Raw genomic sequence first — 24082 nt, forward strand, 5'->3', positions numbered from 1 at the left:
ATGCTTTACTGGACTCAACTATGCATCCCGGTCCGGGGGAATGATGTCTCGACCGGCGTCGTGACTCATGCGGCAACGCCTGCATCGATGACCGACGTGCGCCGATGCGCGATGCGCGAGACCGCCGGGGTATCCGCGAGTAGCGCTTGCGCACAGCCCGTCCCGGTGTCACCGCGGAACGCGTCGACGAGATGCTCAGTGAGCATCCTGATGCGCGCCGGCAGGTTCCGACGCGACTGATAGAGCAGCGACGCCTCCACGTCCGCAATCCGCCAGTCGGGCAGCACGCGTACGAGTTCGCCGCCACGCTCGCGCGACTGCGCGAGGTGTTCCGGCAGCACCGCGATGCCGGTGCCGCATGTCGCGGCGAGGATCAGCGTATCGACGCAGTTCGAGCGGATCGCGCCGGCCAGCCGGATTTCGGCGGTCGCGCCGGTATGCCGGTTTCGCAACAGCCATGGTGATACGCCGGTACCCGATCGGCCATGACGCAGCTCGATCCGTTCGAGCGCGTGCGGACTGTCGGGCGTCCCGCACGCGGCGAGATACCACGGGCTCGCGTAAATGCCCATCGGAATGCGTCCGAGCGGCCGCTCGATGCAGGACAGGCTCGATGTCCGTTGCGTGACGATCGACAGATCGGTCGCGCCGCTGATCGCCGCGCTCGGATGATCGGCCCATGCGACGTGAATGCCGACGAGCGGATATTGCCGATTGAACTCGGCCAATACCGGAATCAGCCGTTCGGCGCCAAACAGGTTCGACGCTTCGATCGAGATGTCGCCGCGGATTTCGCCGGCATTCGAACGACAGCAAACCGTGAAGCGCTCGTATTGCTGCAGCAGCGCCTTGGCCTCTTCGAGCACGTCATGGCCGACCTGCGTGAGCGTGACCCGGCGCGTCGTGCGATGAAGGAGGAGCACGCCGAGCGACGCCTCGAGGCTCTGGATCGCGCGGCTGATGCTCGGCACGCCGAGCCGATGGATTTCGGCGGCCCGCGTGAAGCTGCCGTGTTCGGCAATCGTCTTCAGTATTTCGAGTGTCTTCAGGCGATCCATGGCGGGCCTCGGCTAGGCGGATTGGCGTTGAATCCAATCTATGTGACGCAATAGGCCGGGGCAACATAATAATCTTTAGATAACCTGAAGGATCGCGAGAAAGGACGCGCGAGCCAGCCGAATGAACTGCCGGCTCCGTCTTCATCTGTATTCAGGATCGTTCAGCGTCGCCGCAAATCATTGACCGGAAGCCGGAAGATCTTGCGTATACGTTGTCGTGACGGCCGTCCGTCCCGCTTGCACGACCGGCGCAGCATTGCTGCCGATACCGCTCGGATCCTGCGCGCTGACGCGCGCTTCGGCGGCGTCGAGTTCTGCCGGGTACGGCTCCGCGGCGGACGGGTGATAGCCGGCCTGTTCGAGCCGGTACAGTTCAGCGCGCACCTGCGCACGTGTCACCGGAGCGTCGGTCTGCGCGAACGACGCAACGGATACGGACAGCGCCGCAGCCGCGGCAACGAGATGGATCAGCGACTTCATGACGGCCTCCTGCGAAGCGGGTTTCTGGATCGGCGCGGCATCGCACCCGATGAAACGCATCTTAGGCAGGTTCGCACGCAAGAAAAATCACGATCGGGCGCACAGATAATTGTCGTGACGAGAACAATCGAGACGTCGGCGGTCCCGTCGGCGGACCGGCCGATCCGCCCCGGGCGATGGCATTCAGCGGGGTGTCTGCCCCGTCGCAAGGCTATCCCTTAAAAGTCCTGAATGCGCGTTAATCGACGCGCTCCGTGCGCGCCTTGTCGCGCGCCGACGCCGGTGGCGTCCATCCGCCGCCCAACGCACGCACGAGGCTCAACGTCGCGACCGCATAGGCCTGACGGCTGTGAATCAGCTGGCGCTGCGCATTGAGCGCATCCCGGTCGGAGTCGATCACTTCGAGATAGCTGACATAGCCGTGCCCGTAACGGCTCAGCGACAGACGCGCCGCGGCGTCCGTCGCGCGCGCCGCGCTGTCGAAGCGCGCGATCCGTTCCTTCTGGGCCGCGATGTCGTTGAGCGCGTCCTGTACGTCGCGCAGCGCGCCGATCGCGGTTGCGCGGTAGTTCGCGTCCGCGACGGCCACGCCGGCCCGCGCGGCGGCCACGGCCGCGTCGCGTTTGCCGCCGTCGAAGATCGTTTCCGCGACGCTCAGGCCGAGGCTCCACAGCGAGCTGTTGCGGTCGAGAAAGGTGCGAAGGTCGCGGCTCGCGAAGCCGCCCTGCGCGGTCAGCGTCAGGGTCGGCAGCCAGGCGGTGCGCGCGACGCCGAGCTCGAGCGAGGCCGCGTCGACGCGGCGCGCGGCCGCGAACACGTCCGGCCGCCGCGCGAGCAGCGCGGACGGCAACCCCGGCGGCACATCCGGCACGCGGAGATCGGCCGTCGTCGGGCCGATCTCGATCGCGGTCGGCGACACGCCGGTCAGCACCGCGATCGCATCGACGAGATTCTCGCGGAGCCGCCGGCTGTCCGCGAAGTCGGCACGCGCGGTGTCGAGATCGGCAGCCGGGCGAAGCGCATCGAGGTCGCTTGCGGTGCCGGCCCGCACGCGTGCGGCGATCACGTCGAGCGCCGCGCGTCGCAGGTCGATCGCGCGGGCGAGCGCGGCGAGATCCTGCTCGACGTAGTGCAGCGTCAGGTAGTCGCTCGCCACCTCCGTCGCGACCCGCAGGCGCACCGCATCGCGATCCGCGATCGCCTGCAGCACGTTCTGCCGCCCGACGTCCGCGTCGCCGCGCAGACGGCCCCACAGGTCGACTTCGTAGCTCGCGGTGACCGGCAGCGTCCAGTTATGCATCATGCGTTTCGGCAACGCGTTGTCGACGGTGCCGGACACGCGCGAACGGCTGAACGTGGAATCGACACCGACCGACGGCAGCAGCGCGGCTTCGCGCACGCCGAGCAGCGCCTGCGCCTGGTCGACGCGCGCCGCGGCGGCGCGGATGTCGTCGTTGTGGGCCAGCGCCGCATCGACGAGCGTCGCGAGCTGGGGATCGTCGAACAGCGCGGGCCATTCGGCGAGCGCGCGGGCCTGGCCGGACGGCGTGTCGGCGTGGCGGAACGCATCGTGCCCGATCGCCACCGGCGCAGCCGGTTGCGGGACGATCGTGCACGCGGCCAGCGCCGCCAGCGCGGTGGTGGCGATGACAACCGGCGCGCGCTTCATGACCGGTCGCGCTGCAGCGTGACGACGACCGACAGCCCGGGCCGGATGCGCGGTTCGGCGGCACCCCGGCCATCGAGCAGGATCTTGACCGGCACCCGCTGCGTGACCTTCGTGAAGTTGCCGGTGGCGTTGTCCGGCGGCAGCAGCGAGAACTGCGAGCCTGTCGCGGGCGACAGGCTGTCCACGTGTCCGGTGAAGGTTTCGCCCGCCAGCGCGTCGAACCGCAGCCGGACCGTGTCGCCTGCGCGGACATGCGCGAGCTGGGTCTCGCGGAAGTTCGCGACCACCCACGGATGCGGTTCGACGAGCGTGAGCAGCGCCTGGCCGGGGGCGACGTGTTCGCCCGTCTCGACGGTCTTCTTGCCGACGTAGCCGTCCGACGGCGCGACGACCGTCGTGTACGCGAGCTGGAGCAGCGCGTCGTGGAGTTCGGCGTCGTTCTGACGCGATACGGCGTCGGCGGTCTGCAATGCGGCCCTTGAGCCGCGCTGCTGCGCTTCGGCCGCGACGATCTTCGCGTGTGCGGATTTGCGCGCCGCGTCGGCCGCGTCGAATTCCTGCTTCGACAGCCCGCGCGGCGTCTCGCGCGTCAGCTCGCGCGCGCGCGCGTAGTCGAGATCCGCCTTGTCCGCGTCGGCGTGGGCCGTCACGAGCGCCGCATCGGCCTGCTCGACGAGCGCCTGCGTGCGGACCGTGTCCGACTGGGCCTGCGCGACGCGCGAACGCTGCAGCGCGACGCGCACGTCGAAATCGCGCGTATCGAGCAGCACGAGCGGATCGCCCGCATGCACGAACTGGTTGTCGTCCACCAGCACGCGCGCGACCGTGCCGCTGACGCGCGGCGAGATCACGTGCAGATGGCCGGTCACGTAGGCGTCGTCGGTGCTGAGGTCGCGCACCTCGTACTCGTAGGCCAGCACGGCCACGAGCAGGATCGCGAACAGCGCAATGAGCACGATCGGCAGGCGGCGCCCGCGAGCGGCGGGGGCCGGTGAGGGGGCCTGAGGCGTATCGGTCACGATCGTTTCACTCCATCGTACAGGCAGGATTCGGGACATCGCGCTATGCTTGCGCGACATTCATGCGCGGGAGTCGCTCGACGATGAACACGATGCTCGTCACCGGCGGCGCGGTACCGGGGTCCGCAGCACCACCGGACGTCGCGGTGCCGACGTTCCGCTCGATCGCCGCGATCGTGGCCGTGCTGCTCGGCGCGATGATCTCGACGCTCACGTCGCGGATCACGTCGCTCGGGCTTGCCGACGTGCGCGGCGCGCTCGGCGTCGGCTTCGACGAAGGCGCATGGATCAATACCGCGTTCACCGCGTCGCAGATGTTCATCGGTCCGCTCGCGATCGCGGCCGCGTTCGTATACGGCACGCGGCGCGTGCTGCTCGCGGGCGCCGTCGTGTTCCTGGCTGTCGAGAGCGTGCTGCCGCTGTGCCCGGGCTTCACGCCGTTCATCGTCTGCCAGGGCATCGCCGGGCTCGCGTCCGGCGTGTTCGTGCCGCTGACCGTCGGCTTCGTCGTCCGCACGCTGCCGCCGCGGCTCATCCCGTTCGGGATCGCCGCATACGCGATGAACCTCGAGATGTCGCTGAACCTGTCGGCGACGCTGGAAGGCTGGTACAGCGAACACCTGAGCTGGCGCTGGCTGTTCTGGCAAAACGCGCTGCTGACCGTTCCGTTCATCATCTGCCTGCTGCTGTCGTTGTCCAATGAGCCGATCAAGCGTCTCGCGTCCGGTATCGACTACCGCGGCATGCTGCTCGGCGCCGGCGGCTTCGCGTGCCTGTGCATCGCGCTCGACCAGGGCGAGCGGCTGTTCTGGTTCGAGTCGCCGCTGATTGTCGCACTGCTGGGCATCGGCATCCTGATGGTTGCCGCGTTCTTCATTCACGAGCTCGGCTCGACACGGGCGGGCCTCGACCTCGGCTATCTCGTCCGGCCGAACATCGCGCTGCTGATGCTGCTCGTCGGCCTCGTGCGCTTCACCGTGCTCAACACGAGCTTCATTCCGTCCTTCTTCCTCGCGAACGTCTACGGGCTGCGGCCGCTGCAGATCGGCGACACGCTGCGCTGGATCGCAGTACCGCAGTTCCTTTTCGCGCCCTGTGTCGCGTTGCTGCTGCAGCGCGTCGATCCGCGGCGGCTGATCGTGACGGGCTTCGTGATGGTCGCGATCGCATTCGCGCTCGGCTCGCAGCTGACGTCCGCGTGGGCCGAACCCGACTTCATCCCGTCGCAACTGCTGCAGGCGCTCGGGCAGACGATGGCGCTCACGTCGGTCATCTTCTTCTTCGGCAAGCACGTGACGGCCGAGCACGCGCTGACGTTCGGCGCCGTCGTGCAGACGACGCGCCTGCTCAGCGGACAGCTCGGCACGACGTCGATCGCGGTCGTCCAGCGCATCATGGAAGCCACCCACTCGAATCGTGTCGGCCTGCATGTCACGTTGTCCGATCCCGCGACGCTCGAGCGGCTGCGCGCCGGCGCGGCGTCGCTGGTCGCGCACGGTGCGACCTTCGCGACCGGCGACCACGCGACGGTCGCGCTGCTCGACCGCGCGGTCCGCGTGCAGGCGACGACGCTGGCGCTCGCCGACAACTTCCGCGTCGCGATGGTGTGCGCGCTCGCTGGCGCGCTGATCGGGATGGTGCTCAGGCCGGCCCGCGCACCGTGACCGCTGTCGCCACGCGAGCCGGCGAATCGTCACGACGATGTTAGCGATCCGCGTCCGAAAAGGAATCGCGGCGGCCTGAATTGTTCTGAAACGTGCCAAGGCACGCGCGCGCGATCGATGGCGGCGCGTGCGTGACAGGTCGCTGAAAGGCTGCCGAATCCGCATCGTCACCAAAACGCGAACGATCGCGGAGGAGGGGCGGGCGTGGTCCGGCATCGACGCCGGACCACGATGACGCGAAGTTACGCCTTCAGGAACGCGAGCAGCTCCGCGTTGATCTGGTCCGCGTTGACGACGCACATCCCGTGCGAGCCGCCCGGGATCACCTTGAGCTGCGCATTCTTCACGATCTTCGCCGACAGCCGACCGGAATCGTCGATCGGCACGATCTGGTCGTCGTCGCCGTGCAGCACGAGCGTCGGCACGTCGATCTTCTTCAGGTCCTCGGTGTAGTCGACTTCCGAGAATTCCCTGACGCACAGGTACTGGCCGTACACACCGCCCATCATGCCCTGCGCCCAGAATGCGTCGATCGTGCCTTGCGACACCTTCGCGTTCGGGCGGTTGAAGCCGAAGAACGGCGTCGCGAGATCCTTGTAGAACTGCGAACGGTTCTCGGCGACGTTCTTGCGGATCCCGTCGAACACCTCCATCGGCAGGCCGCCCGGATTGTTGGCCGACTTCACCATCTGCGGCGGCACCGCGCCGATCAGCACCGCCTTCGCGACCCGCTTCGTGCCATGCCGGCCGATGTAGTGCGCGACTTCGCCGCCGCCCGTCGAATGGCCGACGAGCGTCGCCTCGCGCAGGTCGAGCGCGTCCATCAGCGCGGCCAGGTCGTCCGCGTAGGTATCCATGTCGTTGCCGTGCGACGGCTGGCCCGAGCGGCCGTGGCCGCGGCGGTCGTGCGCGATCACGCGATAGCCGTGCTGCACGAGGAACAGCATCTGGGCGTCCCACGCGTCGGCGCACAGCGGCCAGCCATGGGAGAAGACGACCGGGCGGCCCGAGCCCCAGTCCTTGTAGTAGATCTGCGTACCGTCTTTCGTCGTGATCGTGTTCATCGCATGAGCTCCGTGATGGGCAGTTGTGGTACCGGCATGTTTCGGCGCGCCGGCCGCTGCGGCTGCAGCGGGCAGCGTGGCGGCTGCAACGGCGGTGGCGCCGGCGAGCAGCATGTCGCGGCGCCGGGTCGAGGGAACGGCGTCGGTGTGCGTAGGACGCATGGGGCTCCTTGAGCGTGCGGCTGGATGACGCCGCGTCGAAAGGTTTGGTATGTCTGGCCGGCGCGAGGCAGCGTTGCCCGGCGTCCGGCAGGCGTGCGACGCCGCGCGTCGATTACGAGCGCGGCAGCAGCAAACGCAGGTCGGAGCCTATATCCGGGCGAGGCCGGATGTACTGAAATTCCGCTTAAATATCTTGAATGCCGGGGGCCCGCATGCGTACCCCGATCCTCAAGAAGATTTAAGCGCGGAAAAAGGACACTTCAGCGCGCGCGCACTATCGTGATGTCGAGGTCGCCCCGGCACGAATCGGTGCCGGTTCCTGTCGCGGGGCGACGAACGCAGCGAGGCGAGCGCGGACGCAGATGCAGACGCCCCGAAACTTGCGCCATTTGTCAGGACACGCCGTCATGAACGCCTTCAATCGTTGGGAGCGCATGGTCACCGACCTCTGCCCGCCGCCGGATGCGGGGCGCCGGATGCTGCCGCACGGCCGCGACGCGAGCAGCTCCCGCGCCAGCCGCGCCGCCGCTCCGGTGCCGTCGAGCGGCCGTTCGCACAGTCGAACCTCGATCGTCGCCGTCGAGCGGCAAACCGATTCGTCGGTACTCGTGTCGTGGAGCGACCCGACACGCTGCCGCTACGACGAGCAACGCTGGATCAGCGCGAAGTCCCGCCTGCGCGGCTGCTGCGCGCTGAGCGGACAGGTGATTCATACCGGCGACGCGATCTACAAGCCGCAATGGCGCGGCGGGAAGCGCCCGGCGAACTGCACGGAGATGATCCTCGCGACCGAACTGGACCGGCTCGTCGTCCGCATGACTCCACCCTGAACCCGTTGCGCCGGTCACGGCGAAATTCGCCGGGCACGGCACGTAACCGCACGCTTCTTCAGCCGCAAGGAAAACCATCATGAGCACGTTCACGACCCGCGACGGCGTTTCGATCCACTACAAGGATTGGGGCGCCGGGCGGCCCATCATCTTCATTCACGGCTGGCCGCTGAACGCCGACATGTGGGACGTGCAGATGCACCATCTGGCGTCGCACGGCTTTCGCTGCATCGCATACGACCGGCGCGGTTTCGGCCGCTCGGCCCAGCCGTGGAACGGCTACGACTACGACACGCTCGCCGATGACCTCGCGACGCTGATCGACACGCTCGACCTCGACGACGTGACGCTCGTCGGCTTCTCGATGGGCGGCGGCGAGGTCGCGCGCTACATCGGCCGCCACGGCACGCGGCGCATCGCGAAGGCCGTGCTGATGGGGGCCGTCACGCCGCTGGTCGCGCGGCGCGACGATCATCCGGAAGGCGTCGACGTCGCCGTGTTCGACGGCATCCGCGCGGGCATCCTGGCCGATCGCGCGGCGTTCTTCGAGAATTTCTGGCCGCTGTTCACGGGCTCGAACCGGGGCGGCTCGACGGTCTCGCGCGCCGCGCTCGACTGGACCACGTTTATGGCGTTGCAGGCAGGGCTGAAGGGGACGCTCGACTGCGTGCGCGCGTTCTCCGAGACGGATTTCCGCGCGGATCTCGGCAAGTTCGACGTGCCGACGCTCGTGATACACGGCGACGACGACCAGACGGTGCCGCTCGCGCTGACGGGCACCGCCACCGCGAAACGCGTGCCGCACGCGACGCTCAGCGTCTACGAAGGCGGGCCGCACGCGCTGTATCTGACGCATGCGGCCCGGCTGAACGACGAACTTCTCGCGTTCGTGCGGGCCTGAGCGGGCGGCCGCGCGATCGTAACGTTCGTGCGTTTCATACGGCGACGCGTCGTGACCGGCGCGCCACCGCAGGACTGGACAGTGCAGGTCAGTGACCTTCGCTCGCGCCGAACATCGTCTTCGCGTAGATGATGCCGAGGCCGTATGCGCCGCCATGCTGGGCAGCCGTCGTCGTGGTCTGCACGTAGGTATCCGTGCGCGCCCAGTCGCGCTGCAGTTCGAGCAGGTACTGCAGCGACGTCATCGGACGTGCGCCGGCCTGGATCATGCGCTGCATCGCGCGCTCGTGCGCTTCATCGGACACGTCGCCGCACGCGTCGGCGATCACGTAGACATCGAAGCCCTGGTCGAGCGCGGACAGCGCCGGGCCGACGATGCAGACCGATGTCCACAGGCCGGCCAGCACGATGCGGTCCTTGCCGATCGCGTTCACGCGCTCGGCGATGCGCGGATCTTCCCAGGTGTTCATCGACGTGCGGTCGATCAGCTTCTCTTCCGGGAAGACCGACGTGATTTCTTCGAACATCGGACCCGAGAAGCTCTTCTCGGCGACGGTCGTGAGGATCGTCGGCACCTTGAATTCCTTCGCGGCCTTGGTGACGAGCGCGGCGTTGTTGCGCAGCGAGACGGCGTCGATGGACTTGGTCGCAAACGACATCTGCGACTGGAAGTCGATCATGATCAGCGTGTGATTGGTCGGGTCGAGCAGGGCCTTGCCGGGTTGGGCTTTAGCGATGGGCATCGTGAATCTCCGTTGCTGGTTGGGTGAAAAAGTGAAGTTCCCGGAACCGGCGCGCAGGCCGTCGCTTGCCCGGGACCGGGTGTTTATAGGAATCGAAGCGCGGAATCGAAGCGCAGGATCGAAGCGGCGGGTCGAAGCAGGATCGCGCGGCTCATTCCTTCCAGTTCGAGCCGAGCACCAGGCCGCAGAAATTCGTGCGGCGGTAATTCGGATCGCAGCGCTCGAGCACGTCAGCGCAGACGCTGCCGAACGCGGTCGCCGGACGGTTCGCCATCCCGTCGGCGAACGCCTCGAGGATCAACTCCTTGAAGCCGGCGCCTCGCGGCCATGCCTGCAGCACCGCGTCGCGCTCGGCCCGGCTCACTTCGTCGAAATGCAGCGCGAGCAGGTCGGTTTCGACGCCGGCGCCCAGCAGCGCCGTCAGCGGCGTCATGTACGCGTGGATGCCGAACGTCGTGTGCAGCGCGATCGCGCGCCATGCGTCGGCGGCGGCTTCGGCCGGCACGCCGTGGCCGTCGAGGAACGCATGCACGGCATTCGCGCCGTCCACCTCGAAGCGCTTGCGCGAATGCCGGTAGCGTTCGGTCAGGCCCATGTCGTGAAACAGCGCGGCGACAAACAGCAGTTCCGGGTCGACCGCGAGCCCGCGGCGCCGGCCGATGATCGACGCGAACAGGAACACGCGCATCGCGTGCCGGAACAGGATCTCGGGCTCGCTGGCGAGCACCGTCGCGGCGGCTGCCTGCGCGATCGGGCTGTCGGGAATCCGGATGCCGGCAATGCGTTCGCCCATGGTCGCCTTCCTCACGCCGCGCAGACGATGGCCATGGAGGCGCACGCGGCGTCCTGCGCCGCGATTGTCGGGCGGCGGAGGCGCGCGTCGGTGGTCGAGGCGTCGTTCGTCTGGGCAGTCATGGGCGATTCTCGCGAAAGCGAGCCGGCGGTCCGGCGTGAACGGAGGGCGCAAAGGGCGCGAAAGGCGCGGAAAGCATCAAGGCGCCGTCAGTGGGATGCATCGTCGCGCAGCGGTCCGCTGAATGTCCTGAGACGAATCTGAAACGTTCTGAAAGTGGATCAGCGGACGTTTCGATCCCGCCGATCGGCCAAACGGAATCGGCCGGACCACCCGATTCCCGGTCGCGATGGCAGGAATTCGAATGCCGCGAATACCGGTTGGCCGATCCATTCCTAAGAATTAAACAGGTGATGAAATAAATGCCGATAGCCGATTGGCTCTCGGCACAAAATCCGCTTTATGGATGAACAATTGTTTTGTGTTTTACACCGCGAAACAACCGGCCCCAATCCGTTGCTGCGTGGCGCGCATGCCTTGAATCCGGATGGCGCTGCATCGATTAATATTGCATTACTTCAAAAAATTCGGTCATTCAGTTCGGATTATTCAAATCATCGAATGGCGCAAATGACGTAGCATGAGGACCCCAATCGGCGTCATGTCATTCCGGACGCCGTTGACCGCCTTCTGTAATACACCTCACATGATCCGGATTGGAACGCTTCACGTTTTCCTCGACAAACGTGAAATTCGCTCGAACGGCAAGCCGGTGCGCATCGGCAGCCGCGCATTCGAGATTCTCGAGCTGCTGATCCGGGCCGGCGGCGCGCTGGTGTCGAAAGACGAAATCATGCAGCGCGTCTGGCCGCAGACCGTCGTCGAGGAAAACAATCTGCAGGTGCACATCGCCGCGCTGCGCAAGGCGCTCGCCGACGACCGGGACCTGATCGTGACCGTGCCGGGCCGTGGCTACCGGCTGGTCGGCGGTCACGACGACGATGCGCCGCCGTTGCCCGCCGAGACGTCCGTGATGCCCGCCCCCGCATGCCTGCAGGACGAGCATCCGGTGGCCTGGCGATTCTCCGCCGCGTCGAACGCGCTCGTGGGCCGCGAGCACACGGTTGCCGACGTCCTTGCCGCGCTCGACGGCGCGCGCGTCGTGACGCTTGTCGGCGCGGGCGGCATCGGCAAGACCCGCGTTGCGATCGAAGCGGCGATGCAAGCGGCGGCACGCTTCCCGGACGGCATCGCGTTCGTGTCGCTGGCCGCGGTCGCGTGCCCGCGGTTCGTGCCCGACGCGCTGGCAACCGCGTTCGGCATCGCGCAGGCGGCCGGCGCGCCGACACTCGAAGCGGTCATCGCGGGCGTCGTGGGCCGCCGGATGCTGCTCGTGCTCGACAACTGCGAACACCTGATCGATGCTGCCGCGCAGGTTGCCGGCGCGCTCACCGATGCGCACGCGGGCCTGTGCGTGCTGGCGACCAGCCGCGAGGCGCTGCGCATCCACGGCGAGCGGCTGCGTCCGATCCCGCCGCTCGACGTGCCGGGCGAGGACGACGGCTGCGGCGAGATCATGGACTCGAGCGCGGTGCAGCTGTTCGTCGCCCGCGCCCGTGCCGCGGATCCGCGCTTTCCGCTGGATGCGCGCACGCTGACGCTGACGGCGTCGGTCTGCCGGCACCTCGACGGGCTGCCGCTCGCGATCGAGCTCGCCGCGGCCCGTGCCGCGGTGCTCGGCGTCGAAGTGCTCGCCGCGCATCTCGACGATCATTTCCGCTTGCTGACAGGCGGCTTTCGCACCGCGTTGCCGCGCCACCAGACGCTGCAGGCGATGTACGACTGGAGCTATCGGCTGCTTTGCGACGCGGAGCGCCTGCTGCTGCGCTCGCTCGGCGTGTTCCGGGACGGTTTCTCGCTCGACGCGGTCCGCGACGTCGTCGAAGGGAAGGGGCTGTCCGGCACGGATCTGCTCGATGCAATCGGCGGCCTCGTGTCGAAATCGCTCGTGATCCTCGAGAACGTGCACGGGGCGCCGCGCTACCGGCTGCTCGCGACCACGCGCGCGTACGCGCTGCAGCAGCTCGAGAACAATGGCGAATGCACGGCCGCGGCACTTGCCCATGCGAACTACTTCCACGCATTGTTCGGGAAGGCGCCGACAGGCGGTGACGACGCCCGGCGTGCCACGCGGCTCGAGGTGGTGCGGCGCGAGCTCGGCAACCTGCGTGCGGCGCTCGACTGGGCGTTCTCGTCGGGCGGCGACCGGCGGGTGGGCATCGCGCTCGCCGCCGTCGCGGTGCCGTGCCTGTTCGACCTGTCGCTCGTCGACGAATGCCGCGAGCGCGCGCGCACCGCGCTCGACGCATTGCAGAAACCGGAGAACGCGCCCGTGTCCGCGGACACGCGGGTTCGGCTGCTCGCCGCATACGCGGCTGCGCTCGCCCACTCGGCGGGCCCGATGCAGGCGATGCACGACGCATGGGCGGAAGTGCATGCGCTCGGCTTCGAAGCCGGGGAAGGCGAGTTCCCGCCGCGCGGGCAATAGTGCGTTGCGGAACGCAGGCTGGCGAGCCGTCGCATGCGACGGCTCGCAGCGCATGCGTCACATGAGCCACGCCCCGTCGCCGCGCCGTTTGCCGGGCCGCCGCTCGCCACCGCGAAAGCCACGGCGGAATTCAGAACATTTCAGACTGAAGACAGGACATTGGCCGACCGCGTGCGTACAGTCGGTTCATGAACCATCGCATGAGACCCGGCCGATCGCGAGCGCCGGCGCTGGCCGCCATCCGCTGTTGGCCGTCGTCTGCAAGAACCGGGAGGCGAGACGCCATGCGGCAACGTCTGCCGTGCAATCGCGGTAGCGCGGCGCGCGATCCGCACGGGCCGCTGCACTCGAATCCGGGCGCCGCTACCGATCGCAACCCGTGCCCGAATCCCGATCCGACATGCTGAATCTCTCCCACGCGGTCGTCTATGGTGCGCCCATCGTCATCGCCGACATCGCCGTGTGGCGCGTGCTCGGCCGTGGGCATTCCGTCGCGAGAAAAATCTGGCGATGCGCGGCTTTCGCAGCGCTGACCTATGTGCTGTTCGCGTACGACGTCAATCCGCTGTCGGTGCCCGCGGCATCCGGCTGGCTCGATCGCCTCGCGATCCAGGCGATCTGCGTCGCATGGTGGCTCCAGTGTGCGATCGTCTTCAGCCTGGTGCTCGATCACTTGCTGCTGCCGCGATCATGGCGCGCGCAGCGGCTCTTCCATGACATCGCGGCGGGTGTCGTGTTCGGCGCGGCCACGATCGCCGCACTCGGCTACGTGCTCGGCCTGCCGCTGAGCGGCCTCGTCGCGACGTCCGGCGCGATGGCGGTGATACTCGGTCTCGCGATCCAGAACACGCTGAACGACGTGTTTTCCGGTCTGGTGCTGAACACCACGCAGCCGTTCCGCCTGAACGATACGGTCACCATCGGCGAGCTCGAAGGCCGGATCGTCGAGAGCAACTGGCGCGCGACGAAACTGATCAACGGCCTCGGCAACCTGGTTGTCGTGCCGAACAGCGTCGCGGCCCGGGCGACGATCGTCAACCTGAGCGAACCCGCGAGCACGCACGGCGTGACGCTCACGCTCGAGATCGACCCCGAAGTGAGGCCGGCTGTCGTGCTCGAAGCGCTCGAGCGCGCCGCCGCGAGCTTGCAGGACGTGCTGGCCAGCCCCGCGCCGATCGCCACCGTCAAGGCGTTTCGGGCCAATTCCGTCGAATACGAGCTCGTCTGCTACGTCGATGCGCTGCAAAAGAAGGGATCCGTGCGCAACCGGCTTTACGACCTCGTGCACCGGCATCTGTCGGCCGCGGGCGTGCTGCTGCGGCCGCTGTCGTTTCCGCCTGCCGGCAGCTCGTCGATGTCGCATCGGCTGCGCCTGCTGCGCGCGGTCGAGCTGTTCAGGCATCTCGACGAAGCCGATCTGACCACGCTCGCCGACGCATTGACGCCGCGCCGGTTCCACAAGGGGGATGTCGTCTACGCGTCGGATTCCGATACCCGCATGCTGACGATACTCGAATCCGGCGTGGCCTCGGTGGTCGTGCCGGGCGCTTCCGGCAACGTCGAAGTCAGGCGCATGGCGCCCGGCGATGCGATCGGCCAGTCCGTCGTGCTGGCCGGCACGAAGCTGCACGCGACCGTCCACGCGGTGACGCCGGTGGTCGTCTACCAGCTGCGCAGCGACGACCTGTCGCCGCTCATCGGCAGGAAGCCCGAACTGGGCAGGCTGATGTGCCAGTCGCTCACCGAGCATATTGCGACGGAAGAGAAAGTGATGATGCCGCCCGCCGAACAGGAAAGCCCGTCGTTCAGTCTCCTCGGATGGCTCGAAAAGGAGATGAAGCGCCTTCATCACGCGATCGGCTGATGTCGCGACAGATTCCGCCGCGAGCATCGCTGTTGCGCGTGCGTGACCTGCCTGGCATGCGTTGCATGCCGTTGCGCCGGCCGACGATGTCAGGACGATTCAGGCCGGATTCAGGACATTTGCGCGGCCGCCGCCTAATTTGTCCGGACGTGCGCACTCGCGTTCGTTCAACGATTCATATCGACAAGGAGAACCGGCCATGATCCGGATTCGCGCAGTTTCGGCAGTGGTGGCAGTGGCGACATCGATCGGTCTCATGCTGGCGGCCGCGCCAGCCGCGTTCGCGCAGGACGCGACCGATGCGGCATCCGCAACCGCGGGTGCGGCGACGGCCAAGCAGATCAAGAAGGCGCAGCGCAAGGCCGCACACAAGGCCGCGCGCGCCAAGCGCAACGAAGAGCTGCGCACGCTCGAGAAGAATGGCTACAAGCCGACTGCCGACGAGAACAACTATCCGGACGACGTTCAGAAGGCCGAGCGCAAGGCGGCGGCAGCACAAGGCGCCGCGCCCGCGGCGCAGTGACGCGCTGACCGGGCAGCGTTGACGCATGACGCCGTCGGGCCGTTCGGCACGCCGGCGTGAATCGCATCGGCATCCGAATCATTTGAACGATTCGAATCATTCGGCGCGGCCGATGCGATTGTTGCCGGCGCAGGCATGATCCAACCGCCTGCACGGTGCTTCAATGTCATCCCGATCGACGAGACATTCGCAGTGCGAAGCGCAGCCAACGCGACGAATCCGGGATGGGCGCACGCAAAAAAGCCCCGGCCACGGAATACCATGGCCGGGATGAGAATGCATCCAAACTCAGGCACGAGGAGGGATGTGCGCCAAGTGTAGGGTGCTTTGATTGAGTCGGGAATAGAGTCAATCGAGAATATTTTTGCTCATTGAATGCCGGTAGGAGATTGTGGCGGGCGATGTCATCGCGAGACTCGGGCGTACATCAGCGTATCGGCATCATTGAACCGGACCGGCGTCGGGTCGGCGAAGCCTGCCTTTTCGGCAACCCGGATCGATGCGGTATTGTCCGGCGAGATCAGGCAGACGCTGCGCTCGAACCGGTGCTGCCCGTCGAGCCACGCCAGCGCGTGCGACAGCGCTTCGGTCGCGTAACCTTTTCCGTGTGCCCACGACGCCAGTGCCCATCCGGCTTCGGGCACGCCGCGGATCGACGGCTCCAGCGCCCGATGGAAATCGGCGAAGCCGAGATCGCCGACATAACGCCCCGAGGCCTTCTCGCGAATCGCCCAATACCCATAGCCGATCAGCGGCCACAGGCCGCGATACGCGAGCATGCGCATCCACGATTCCCGCAGCGTCGACGGCGTGCCGGTTCCGATATGCGCGACGACCGCGGGGTCGGCCCACATCGCGGCGAGCGCGTCGAAGTCGGCGGGCGCATGGCCTTCCAGCACGAGGCGCGGCGTGTCGAGAACGGGGGCGGTGCAGACGTGAGGCGGGAGATTCGGCGTCATCGGGTCGTCCAGGGTGGCGGGAGGCTGCGTGCAAGTGGCGCTACGATACAGCAAAGGACCGGGAACGATTTCAGGGAAAGGACCCTCCGCGCTGCGGTGCGGCCACATTCGAGGAGAAGCGCGTCATGCTGCAGGCATTTGCGGTGCTGCTGACCTTCCAGTGTCTCGGGGAGGGCGTGTCGTACCTGTTCGGGCTGCCGGTGCCGGGTCCCGTGATCGGCATGCTGCTGCTGTTCGGGTTCGTGATGCTGCGGCCGCAGGTCGCCGATGCGATCGAGCCGACCGCGCTCGAACTGCTGCGCCACCTGTCGCTGCTGTTCGTGCCGGCAGGCGTCGGCATCATGGTGTCGGCGGAGAAGGTCCGCGGCGATGCGCTCGCGGTCGTCGTTGCACTGGCCGTCAGCACGACGCTTGCGATCGCCGTCACTGCGCTCGTCACACGTGCGCTGCTCAGGCGCCAGCGCCGCGCGCAAGCGCCCGGGGAGGGCACGCGATGACGGCTTTCCCGAAGCTCGGCGCGATCTGGGTCTACCTGGCCGCGAGCCCGCTGCTGGGGCTGACCATCACGCTGCTCGCGTACCTGTTCGCACAGGCCGTGTACGCGAAGGCGCGCTTCAATCCGCTCGCGAACCCCGTGCTGATCTCGGTCGCGGTGATCGTCACGCTGCTGACGATCACGCGCACGCCGTATGCGACCTACTTCGAGGGTGCGCAATTCGTCCATTTCCTGCTCGGGCCGGCGACGGTCGCGCTCGCGCTGCCGCTGTACCGCCAGTGGTCCAAGCTGCGGCGCACCGCGCTGCCGCTGCTCGTCGGCCTGCTCGCGGGGTCGCTGACGGCGATCGTGTCCGCGGTCGGCGTCGCCGCGCTGTTTGGTGCGTCGCATCAGACGGTCGCGTCGCTTGCGCCGAAATCCGCGACGACGCCGATCGCGATGGCGGTTGCCGCGGAGATCGGCGGGATTCCGTCGCTGACGGCCGTGCTCGTGATCTCGACGGGGATTTTCGGCGCGGTGTTCGCGCGCGGGATCCTCAACGCGCTGCGCGTCACCGAGCCCGAAGTGCGCGGCTTCGCGCTCGGCGTCGCGTCGCACGGTATCGGTACCGCGCGCGCGTTCCAGGTCAGCGAGGAGATGGGCGCGTTCGCCGGGCTCGGGATGGGGCTGAACGGCGTGCTGACCGCATTCGTCGTACCGATTCTGCTGCCGATCGCGTCGCGCTGGCTGTGACGGGCGCGTTCGCGTTGGCGACCTATCGCGGCAGTTATCCGGAAGATCAGACATCGCGTCAGGACATTTGGATTGTGTTCGGCTAACGTTGCGTGGACGCCGTCGACGCACGCTGACACCGGCAGCCTGCCCGCCGGCGCACGATTCGCAATCAACAATCGACAAGGAGATCCTGCAATGAAGAAGCTTCGTATGGTGACGTTGGCAGTGGCAACGTCGGTCGGTCTGGCGCTCGCGCCGGCCGCGTTCGCGCAGGATACGGCGTCGGGCGCGGCACCCGGCGCGACGTCGGCTTCGACGACCGCACCGACGCAGAAGCAGCTCGACAAGGCACAGCGCAAGGCCGCCCGCAAGGCAAAGCGCGCCAAGCACGCCGAGGACCTGCGCAAGATCGAGCACAGCGGCTATTCGCTGACGGGCGACAAGTCCGCCACGGGCAAGACACCTCCCGCCGCGGCATCGGCGCCCGGCCAGTAACCGTCAACAACGGCCAATAACGCCAATAACGGCCGTGCCCTCGCGCGGCGGTGCGATCGGCGCCGCCGCGCTTCACTCGCTTACGACGCGAGCTTCTTCGCGAGTTCCGCGACGTGCTTGCCCTGATAGCGCGCGATGTCGAGCTCGTTCGCGCTCGGCTGGCGGCTGCCGTCCGTGCCGGCGAGGGTCGTCGCGCCATACGGCGTGCCGCCGGTGATTTCGTTCATGTTGACGAGGCCGGCGCATGCATACGGTACGCCGACGATCACCATCCCTTGATGGAGCAGCGTCGTATGGAACGACGTGATCGTCGTTTCCTGCCCGCCGTGCTGCGTGCCGGTCGACGCGAACACGCTGCCGATCTTGCCGACGAGCGCGCCTTTCATCCACAGCCCGCCCGTCTGGTCGAGGAACGTGCGCATCTGGCCGGCCATGTTGCCGAAGCGGGTCGGCGTGCCGAAGATGATCGCGTCGTAGTCGGCCAGTTCGTCAGGCGTGGCGACCGGTGCTGCCTGGTCCAGCTTGATGCCGATCGACTTCGCGGCGTCGTCGGGGATCGTTTCGGGCACGCGCTTGAGCGTCACTTCGACGCCCGTAACCGATTGCGCGCCTTCGACGACATGTTTGGCCATCGTCTCGATGTGCCCGTACGACGAGTAGTAAAGAACCAGAACCTTGGCCATGATGCGATTTCTCCGTTGAAAAAGGGCCCCGCATCGCTGCGGGGCCCGGTCATTTCCGAGTCGGGCGTCATGCCCACTCGGCCGTCACTTCGATCGGACGCAGGTCGAACACCAGTACTTCGGCATCCTTGCCGTCCGTGAGCGTCAGTGCGTGCTCGCCGCGCACGCGCGCGCCGTCGCCCTCACCGAACGTCGTGCCGTTCACCGTCACGCTGCCGCGTGCGACATGCACGTACGCATAGCGGTCCGGCGCCAGTTCGAGCGTCGCGCTCTCGTTGCCGTCGAACAGGCCCGCGTAGATCCGCGTGTCCTGACGGATCTTCAGCGAGCCGTCGGCGCCGTCCGGCGACACGACGAGCATCAGCTTGCCGCGCTTGTCCGCCGCCGGGATGTTGGTCTGCTGATAGCGCGGCTCGGCACCTTTCTCCGACGGCCCGACCCAGATCTGCAGGAAATGCACGGATGCGTCATGCGAGTGGTTGAACTCGCTGTGCCGCACGCCGGTGCCTGCGCTCATCAGCTGCACGTCGCCCGGCACGATCACCGACCCCGTGCCCATCGAGTCCTTGTGTTCGAGTGCGCCTTCGAGCACGTACGACAGGATTTCCATGTCGCGGTGCGGATGCGTGCCGAAGCCGCGGCCCGGCATCACGCGGTCGTCGTTGATCACGAGCAGGTCCGAGAAGCCGACCTGCTTCGGGTCGTAGTAGTTCGCGAACGAGAACGTATGACGGGAGCTGAGCCAGCCGTGCTCGGCACGGCCGCGTTGGTTTGCTGCACGGATCTCAATCATTTTGGTATGTCCTTGAAGTGGCCGAACCGCGGAAGTGGGCTCGGCCGATCGTTGAGATGAAGCTTAGGTCAATCGATTTGACAAATAAACCGTTCAGGGGATAATCACTGTCACATTCAGGTGGACAATATGGAACTTGGCGATCTCAGGATCTTTGTCGCGACGGTCGATGCGGGCAGCTTTACGGCGGCCGCCGACCAGCTGATGCTGTCGAAGCAGTTCGTCAGCCGGCGGACGATGGCGCTCGAGGCGGCGCTGGGCGTGCGCCTGCTGCTGCGCAACACCCGCAACCTGGCCGTGACCGAATCGGGGCACGAGTTCTACGCACGTGCGCAGCGGATCCTCGCCGAGGTGGCCGACGCCGAGCAGGCGATGTCGGTGCGCAGTACCGAGCTGCACGGGTCGCTGAAGATCAGCGCGCCGCTGTCTTTCGGGATCACGCATCTGTCGCCGCTGATCGCCGAGTTTCTCGCCGCGCATCCGGCCGTGCGCCTCAATCTCGACCTGACGGACCGGCGCGTCGACCTGATCGGCGAAGGCTTCGACTTCGCGCTGCGGATCGGCCCGCTCGAGGATTCGACGCTGGTCGCCCGCCCGCTCGGGGAATGGCGGATGGTCGCGTGCTGCAGTCCCGCCTATTTGCGCGCGCACGGCGCGCCGGCGTCGCCGGCGGACCTCGTCGGACACACGTGCCTGCTGTACGGCCACGAGCGGCGGGTGGGCTGGGAGTTCCGGATCGGCGGCGCATCGCGAACCTTCGACGTGCAGGGGCCGCTCGTCGCGAACAACGGCGAGGTCGTGCGCGACGCGGCGATCGCCGGGCTCGGCATTGCGCGGTTGCCGCACTTCATCGTCGGCGACGCACTCGGCAGCGGCGCACTCGTGCCGGTGCTCGACGCGTATGAGCCAGCGCCGCTGAAGTTGAATGCGGTGTTTCCGCAGCATCGGGAAGGGTTCGTGACGCTGCGCACGTTCATCGGGTTCGTGGCGGAGCGGCTGGGGCAGGGGGTGTCGTCCGGGCGGAGTGGGACGAATGCGCGGGCCTAGCCGATTGTCGTCACCGCGACGCGTGCGTGCGGCGAATGGCCGGATATTCGCCGCAAAATATGCGGTGAATATCCGGCGACGCGGCCAATGAGTGGCGTAATCTCCGCATCATGAGCGGAGACTGGACATTCATCCGGGAAGCCGGGGGTCGCCACGCGTGGCGTTTCGATCCTGCGGCGTTTGCCGCGCCGCTCGTCAGCGCGTTCGAAGCGCGGACGGCTGCGGATTCTCGATGCGCACGGCGCGCCCCGTCCGCGCCCGATTGCCCCGATTCAACAAGGAGTGTTTCGCATGATCGTCAATACCGACAACGCTGAGCATTACACGTGGAGGGAGGTCTGCGACGGATGGATCCTGTCGAAGTCGCCCGATCTGCTGGTCATCGAAGAGCGGATGCCGGCGGGCACGAACGAGCGCCGGCATTTTCATTCGAAAGCGAAGCAGTTTTTCTACGTGCTGTCCGGGAATCTCACGATGGAGATCGAAGGAGAGATCCACGTCGTTCCGCCGATGAGCGGAATCGAGATTGCGCCGGGCAAGCGGCATCAGGCGCGCAACGATTCCGGCGCGGACGTGCGCTTCCTGGTCATGTCGACGCCTTCGACGCGGGGAGACCGCACCGATATCGACGGTTGAAGTCGAACGGGCGGTGAACTTTGGCGGATCGCGTTTGCGTTGAATTTCCCGCTACGCGATCAGCGTGAAGGCCGGCGTCGGATCCGCGCAGGTGCCGGCGCGCAGGCTCGGATATCGCGCCTGTCTGCGCCCGCCGATCCGCAGGCTCCGACACCGGCCGGCTTCAGAACAGATGCCGGATGCCGGCCATCACGCCGAGCTGTCCGACACCGGCGGCGGGCGTCGTGCCGCCACCGCCGGAGCTCAGGCTGTAACGGGCTTTCGCGCTGTTCCACAAGTACGAGCCCTGCAGGTAGACAGCGGTCGCCTTCGACAGGAAGTACGTGCCGCGCAACGTGGTCATGGTCGCGCGCGTGTCCTGCTCGCCGTCGATAATCCGGAACACTTCGCCGTCGAGCAGCGCGGCAGGGGTGACCTGGTACGACGCACCGGCGAAGAACAGGTCCGACCGCACATCGGGCACCGCCGGTGACACGGTCTCGACATGGCGTCCCACCCATCCGGCGCCCAGTTTCACCGGCCCGAGCTGCCCGTAGCCGCTCACCTGCATGCGGATATCCTTGTCGCCGGCGTCGGTCAGCGCAAATGGCGCGATGCCGTTGAAGAAGTTGGCTGCGGCCCCGGCGCCGCCGCGTTGTTCGTCGTAGGCCGCGGACACGCCGAACGATTGCGCGTCGTACTTGACCATTGCGCTCCACTGGCGGCACTGCGTGAAATGTCCGGCGACCTGACCGGCGCACGTTCCTTGTCCGGGCGAGTTGCCGGTTCCGACGGAATCCCGGCCGAACGAATAGGTCGCGCCGAGCGTCAGCCCGCGAAAGGTGCCCTTGTAGGCGATCGTGTTGTCGCTGCGCGCGTTCGGAATGTACGCATCGAGCGACGCGCTGCCGTAGATGTCGGGGCCGAGGATGTCGGAATCCGCGAGGCCCCAGAACGTCATCGAATACTGCCGCCCGAACGACACGGTGCCCCACGGGCCTTGCAGGCCGACCCACGCCTGGCGGCCGAACAGGCGGCCGCCTTGCCCGAGATCGCCGCCCCTCGGATTGAAACCGCTTTCGAGCTGGAAGACGGTCTTCAATCCGCCGCCGAGATCCTCCGTTCCCCGCAGTCCCCAGCGCGACGGCAACTCGCCGGTGATGCCCGGCATGCGTATCACCTTGTCGCCTGCCGCATTCGCATGCGATACATATTCGACGCCGGTGTCGATCACGCCGTACAGCGTGACGCTGCTTTGCGCGAACGCCGGCACGGTCAGCATGCCGAGTCCGCCGATCATCCATTTCGAGAACTTCATTTGTCTCCGCTCCGTTAAACGGTTGAATGTTGTTGTGTGCGTCGGGCCGGCGTCGTGTTCGATTCGTGAGGAATGCATATAAATTGGGCTGCCTATGTATTCCGGGAATTCCTGAATCGGCGCTTGCCCGGGATGGCTGTCAGCCGCGTTGCCTGAATGGGCGCGTTGATACGTCGGTGGCGCAGGCGCGGGCCGCCACCGACGGTTTGCCGATGGCGACGCTCAGTCGACTGCGTGGATCGACATCAGTCGACCCATACGCGCGCCTCCGGCCGATGCCCCTGGATCACGCAACCGCCTGCCGGGCGTCGATCGCGCGTGCCTGCCGTCCGCACGCAAGGATCGACAGCGACGCGACGGCGGCGGGCACCGCAACGATCGCGAACAGCACCGGAAAGCGGATGTCGGCCGCGAGCAGCGCGCCCCCGACGAGCGCGCCGACCACGGACCCGAGGCGGCCGATGCCGAGCGCCCAGCTGATCCCGGTCACGCGGCTCGCGGTCGGATAGTAGCGGGCCGCATACGCGTTGGCGCCGATCTGCGAGCCGCTGATGCAGAAGCCGACGCCGGTGACCGCGGCGGCCAGAAGCGTGCCGGTTGCGATGCCGGTCGCAACGAGAAAGACCGCGCCGCACGCATAGGCAACGGCAAGCACGACAGTCGGCCTGGCCTTGTCCATCAGGCGGCCGATGACCAGTGCGCCGATCGTTCCGCCGACCTGATACATCACGGCCACCTTGGATGCGATCGCGAGCGGCATCCCGGAGCGATGAATCAGCGTCGGGAGCCAGTTGGTCAGCAGGTACACGACGAGCAGGCTCGAGAAGAACACGACCCAAAGCAGCAGCGTGCCCGAGCGGTATTCGCGCGCGAACAGCTGGCGAACGGGCGAGCCGGCTTGCGCGGCCTCGTGCAGGACGAAGCGGGTGCCGTCGGGCACGGTGAGCGGCGCGATCTTGCGCAGCAGGCGCGCGATCCTGTCATGCTGCGCGCCGTTTCCGAGCACGAGGTAACGGACCGACTCGGGCAGCGCGGCGAGCATGACGGGGACCAGCATCAGCGGCAGCACGCCGCCGACGAGCAGCACGCTGCGCCAGCCGTAAGTCGGGATCAGCTCCGCCGCCACAATGCCGCCGAGACCCGAGCCCAGCGTGAACCCGCAGAACATCACGGTCGTCAGGAACGACTTCTTGCGCTCCGGGCAGTATTCGGAGGTCAGCGCAATGGCGTTCGGCATCGCGCCGCCGAGGCCCAGGCCGGTGACGAAGCGCAGCGCGATCAGCAGCTCGATGTCGGGCGCATAGGCGGTCAGCAGGCTGGCGACGCCGAAGAACGCGACCGTCGCGATCAGCGTCTTGCGGCGGCCGATGCGGTCCGCGAGCGGCCCGAAGCACAGCGCGCCGGCCATCAGCCCGACCAGCCCCGAACCGAAGAGTGTGCCCAGCACGGCCGGCGAAAGATGCCACTCGCGGCTGAGCGCGGGTGCGATGAAGCCGACGCAGGCCGTATCGAAACCGTCGACCGCGACGATCGCGAAGCAGAGCAGCAGGATGCGCCACTGAAACAGGGATACGCGCTGGCTGTCGAGCCAGCTGCGGATGTCGAGCGTGCGTTGGGGGGATTGCATGTGTCGTCTCCAGACCGT

24 protein-coding genes are annotated in these 24082 nt (G+C 67.1%); 12 read left to right on the plus strand and 12 right to left on the minus strand.

Annotated features, from left to right (window positions below; all coding sequences use genetic code 11):
- Positions 1-65: 65 nt before the first annotated feature.
- The 4 genes from ACV229_RS21150 to ACV229_RS21165 form a co-directional block, all read right to left on the minus strand.
- Complete coding sequence (locus ACV229_RS21150) at positions 66-1058, minus strand: LysR family transcriptional regulator (protein ID WP_448085050.1); 993 nt, start codon at positions 1056-1058, stop codon at positions 66-68.
- 177 nt (positions 1059-1235) lie between these two features.
- On the minus strand, positions 1236-1538 hold the full coding sequence (locus ACV229_RS21155) for a DUF4148 domain-containing protein (RefSeq protein ID WP_448085051.1): 303 nt from the start codon (positions 1536-1538) through the stop codon (positions 1236-1238).
- A gap of 238 nt (positions 1539-1776) precedes the next feature.
- On the minus strand, positions 1777-3207 hold the full coding sequence (locus tag ACV229_RS21160) for an efflux transporter outer membrane subunit (protein WP_448085052.1): 1431 nt from the start codon (positions 3205-3207) through the stop codon (positions 1777-1779).
- The gene (locus tag ACV229_RS21165) at positions 3204-4265 is read right to left on the minus strand and encodes an HlyD family secretion protein (protein WP_448085053.1); all 1062 of its coding nucleotides are present in this window, start codon (positions 4263-4265) and stop codon (positions 3204-3206) included. Before ACV229_RS21165 ends, ACV229_RS21160 begins: the two co-directional genes overlap by 4 nt.
- 44 nt (positions 4266-4309) lie before the next feature.
- On the opposite strand from ACV229_RS21165, the gene ACV229_RS21170 reads away from it, so the two are divergent.
- A complete protein-coding gene (locus ACV229_RS21170) occupies positions 4310-5890 on the plus strand; it encodes an MFS transporter (protein WP_448085054.1) in 1581 nt (526 codons plus the stop codon).
- Positions 5891-6132: 242 nt separating this feature from the next.
- On the opposite strand, the gene ACV229_RS21175 is transcribed toward ACV229_RS21170, so the two are convergent.
- Positions 6133-6954 carry an alpha/beta fold hydrolase gene (locus ACV229_RS21175; protein ID WP_448085055.1) on the minus strand — a complete coding sequence of 274 codons (822 nt, stop codon included), beginning with the start codon at positions 6952-6954 and terminating at the stop codon, positions 6133-6135.
- 569 nt (positions 6955-7523) lie between these two features.
- Between ACV229_RS21175 and ACV229_RS21180 the strand changes: the two genes are divergently transcribed.
- Entirely contained in the window at positions 7524-7946 is a 423-nt protein-coding gene (locus ACV229_RS21180; protein ID WP_448085056.1) for a DUF3331 domain-containing protein, read from the plus strand.
- Between the two features lie 79 nt (positions 7947-8025).
- Positions 8026-8847, plus strand: coding sequence for an alpha/beta fold hydrolase (locus ACV229_RS21185; RefSeq protein WP_448085057.1), 822 nt, complete (start codon positions 8026-8028; stop codon positions 8845-8847).
- A gap of 88 nt (positions 8848-8935) precedes the next feature.
- On the opposite strand, the gene ACV229_RS21190 is transcribed toward ACV229_RS21185, so the two are convergent.
- Both ACV229_RS21190 and ACV229_RS21195 read right to left on the minus strand, forming a co-directional pair.
- On the minus strand, positions 8936-9589 hold the full coding sequence (locus tag ACV229_RS21190) for a hydrolase (RefSeq protein WP_448085058.1): 654 nt from the start codon (positions 9587-9589) through the stop codon (positions 8936-8938).
- A gap of 151 nt (positions 9590-9740) precedes the next feature.
- Positions 9741-10382, minus strand: coding sequence for an HD domain-containing protein (locus ACV229_RS21195; RefSeq protein ID WP_448085059.1), 642 nt, complete (start codon positions 10380-10382; stop codon positions 9741-9743).
- Between the two features lie 462 nt (positions 10383-10844).
- Between ACV229_RS21195 and ACV229_RS21200 the strand changes: the two genes are divergently transcribed.
- The 4 genes from ACV229_RS21200 to ACV229_RS21215 all read left to right on the plus strand — a co-directional run bounded on the left by ACV229_RS21200 (position 10845) and on the right by ACV229_RS21215 (position 15317).
- Entirely contained in the window at positions 10845-11021 is a 177-nt protein-coding gene (locus ACV229_RS21200; RefSeq protein ID WP_448085060.1) for a hypothetical protein, read from the plus strand.
- A gap of 67 nt (positions 11022-11088) precedes the next feature.
- Entirely contained in the window at positions 11089-12930 is a 1842-nt protein-coding gene (locus tag ACV229_RS21205) for an ATP-binding protein (RefSeq protein WP_448085061.1), read from the plus strand.
- Positions 12931-13330: 400 nt separating this feature from the next.
- Positions 13331-14794 (plus strand): mechanosensitive ion channel domain-containing protein, encoded by a 1464-nt coding sequence (locus ACV229_RS21210; protein ID WP_448085062.1) that lies wholly within the window; start codon positions 13331-13333, stop codon positions 14792-14794.
- 199 nt (positions 14795-14993) lie between these two features.
- On the plus strand, positions 14994-15317 hold the full coding sequence (locus tag ACV229_RS21215; protein ID WP_448085063.1) for a hypothetical protein: 324 nt from the start codon (positions 14994-14996) through the stop codon (positions 15315-15317).
- Positions 15318-15721: 404 nt separating this feature from the next.
- On the opposite strand, the gene ACV229_RS21220 is transcribed toward ACV229_RS21215, so the two are convergent.
- Positions 15722-16276: a GNAT family N-acetyltransferase gene (locus ACV229_RS21220; RefSeq protein WP_448085064.1), complete on the minus strand. Its 555-nt coding sequence runs from the start codon at positions 16274-16276 to the stop codon at positions 15722-15724.
- A 125-nt stretch (positions 16277-16401) separates the two neighbouring features.
- Here ACV229_RS21220 and ACV229_RS21225 point away from each other — a divergent pair, with 125 nt between their 5' ends.
- From ACV229_RS21225 to ACV229_RS21235, 3 genes are all read left to right on the plus strand, one after another.
- The gene (locus ACV229_RS21225) at positions 16402-16773 is read left to right on the plus strand and encodes a CidA/LrgA family protein (protein ID WP_448077720.1); all 372 of its coding nucleotides are present in this window, start codon (positions 16402-16404) and stop codon (positions 16771-16773) included.
- Entirely contained in the window at positions 16770-17504 is a 735-nt protein-coding gene (locus tag ACV229_RS21230; RefSeq protein WP_448085065.1) for an LrgB family protein, read from the plus strand. Before ACV229_RS21225 ends, ACV229_RS21230 begins: the two co-directional genes overlap by 4 nt.
- Positions 17505-17681: 177 nt before the next feature.
- Positions 17682-17981, plus strand: a complete 300-nt coding sequence (locus ACV229_RS21235; protein WP_448085066.1) for a hypothetical protein — start codon at positions 17682-17684, stop codon at positions 17979-17981.
- An 80-nt stretch (positions 17982-18061) separates the two neighbouring features.
- On the opposite strand, the gene wrbA is transcribed toward ACV229_RS21235, so the two are convergent.
- Together wrbA and ACV229_RS21245 are read right to left on the minus strand one after the other, a co-directional pair.
- A complete protein-coding gene (gene wrbA / locus ACV229_RS21240; protein WP_448085067.1) occupies positions 18062-18664 on the minus strand; it encodes an NAD(P)H:quinone oxidoreductase in 603 nt (200 codons plus the stop codon).
- Between the two features lie 67 nt (positions 18665-18731).
- Positions 18732-19457: a pirin family protein gene (locus ACV229_RS21245; protein WP_448085068.1), complete on the minus strand. Its 726-nt coding sequence runs from the start codon at positions 19455-19457 to the stop codon at positions 18732-18734.
- A 129-nt stretch (positions 19458-19586) separates the two neighbouring features.
- On the opposite strand from ACV229_RS21245, the gene ACV229_RS21250 reads away from it, so the two are divergent.
- Both ACV229_RS21250 and ACV229_RS21255 read left to right on the plus strand, forming a co-directional pair.
- Positions 19587-20504, plus strand: coding sequence for a LysR substrate-binding domain-containing protein (locus tag ACV229_RS21250; protein WP_448085069.1), 918 nt, complete (start codon positions 19587-19589; stop codon positions 20502-20504).
- 180 nt (positions 20505-20684) lie between these two features.
- Positions 20685-21140 carry a cupin domain-containing protein gene (locus ACV229_RS21255; RefSeq protein ID WP_448085070.1) on the plus strand — a complete coding sequence of 152 codons (456 nt, stop codon included), beginning with the start codon at positions 20685-20687 and terminating at the stop codon, positions 21138-21140.
- Positions 21141-21303: 163 nt separating this feature from the next.
- Here ACV229_RS21255 and ACV229_RS21260 read toward each other — a convergent pair whose 3' ends face one another.
- Positions 21304-22437 (minus strand): porin, encoded by a 1134-nt coding sequence (locus ACV229_RS21260; protein WP_448085071.1) that lies wholly within the window; start codon positions 22435-22437, stop codon positions 21304-21306.
- A gap of 286 nt (positions 22438-22723) precedes the next feature.
- Positions 22724-24064, minus strand: coding sequence for an MFS transporter (locus tag ACV229_RS21265; RefSeq protein WP_448085072.1), 1341 nt, complete (start codon positions 24062-24064; stop codon positions 22724-22726).
- Positions 24065-24082: the final 18 nt, after the last annotated feature.

The organism is Burkholderia sp. MR1-5-21 (assembly GCF_053427715.1).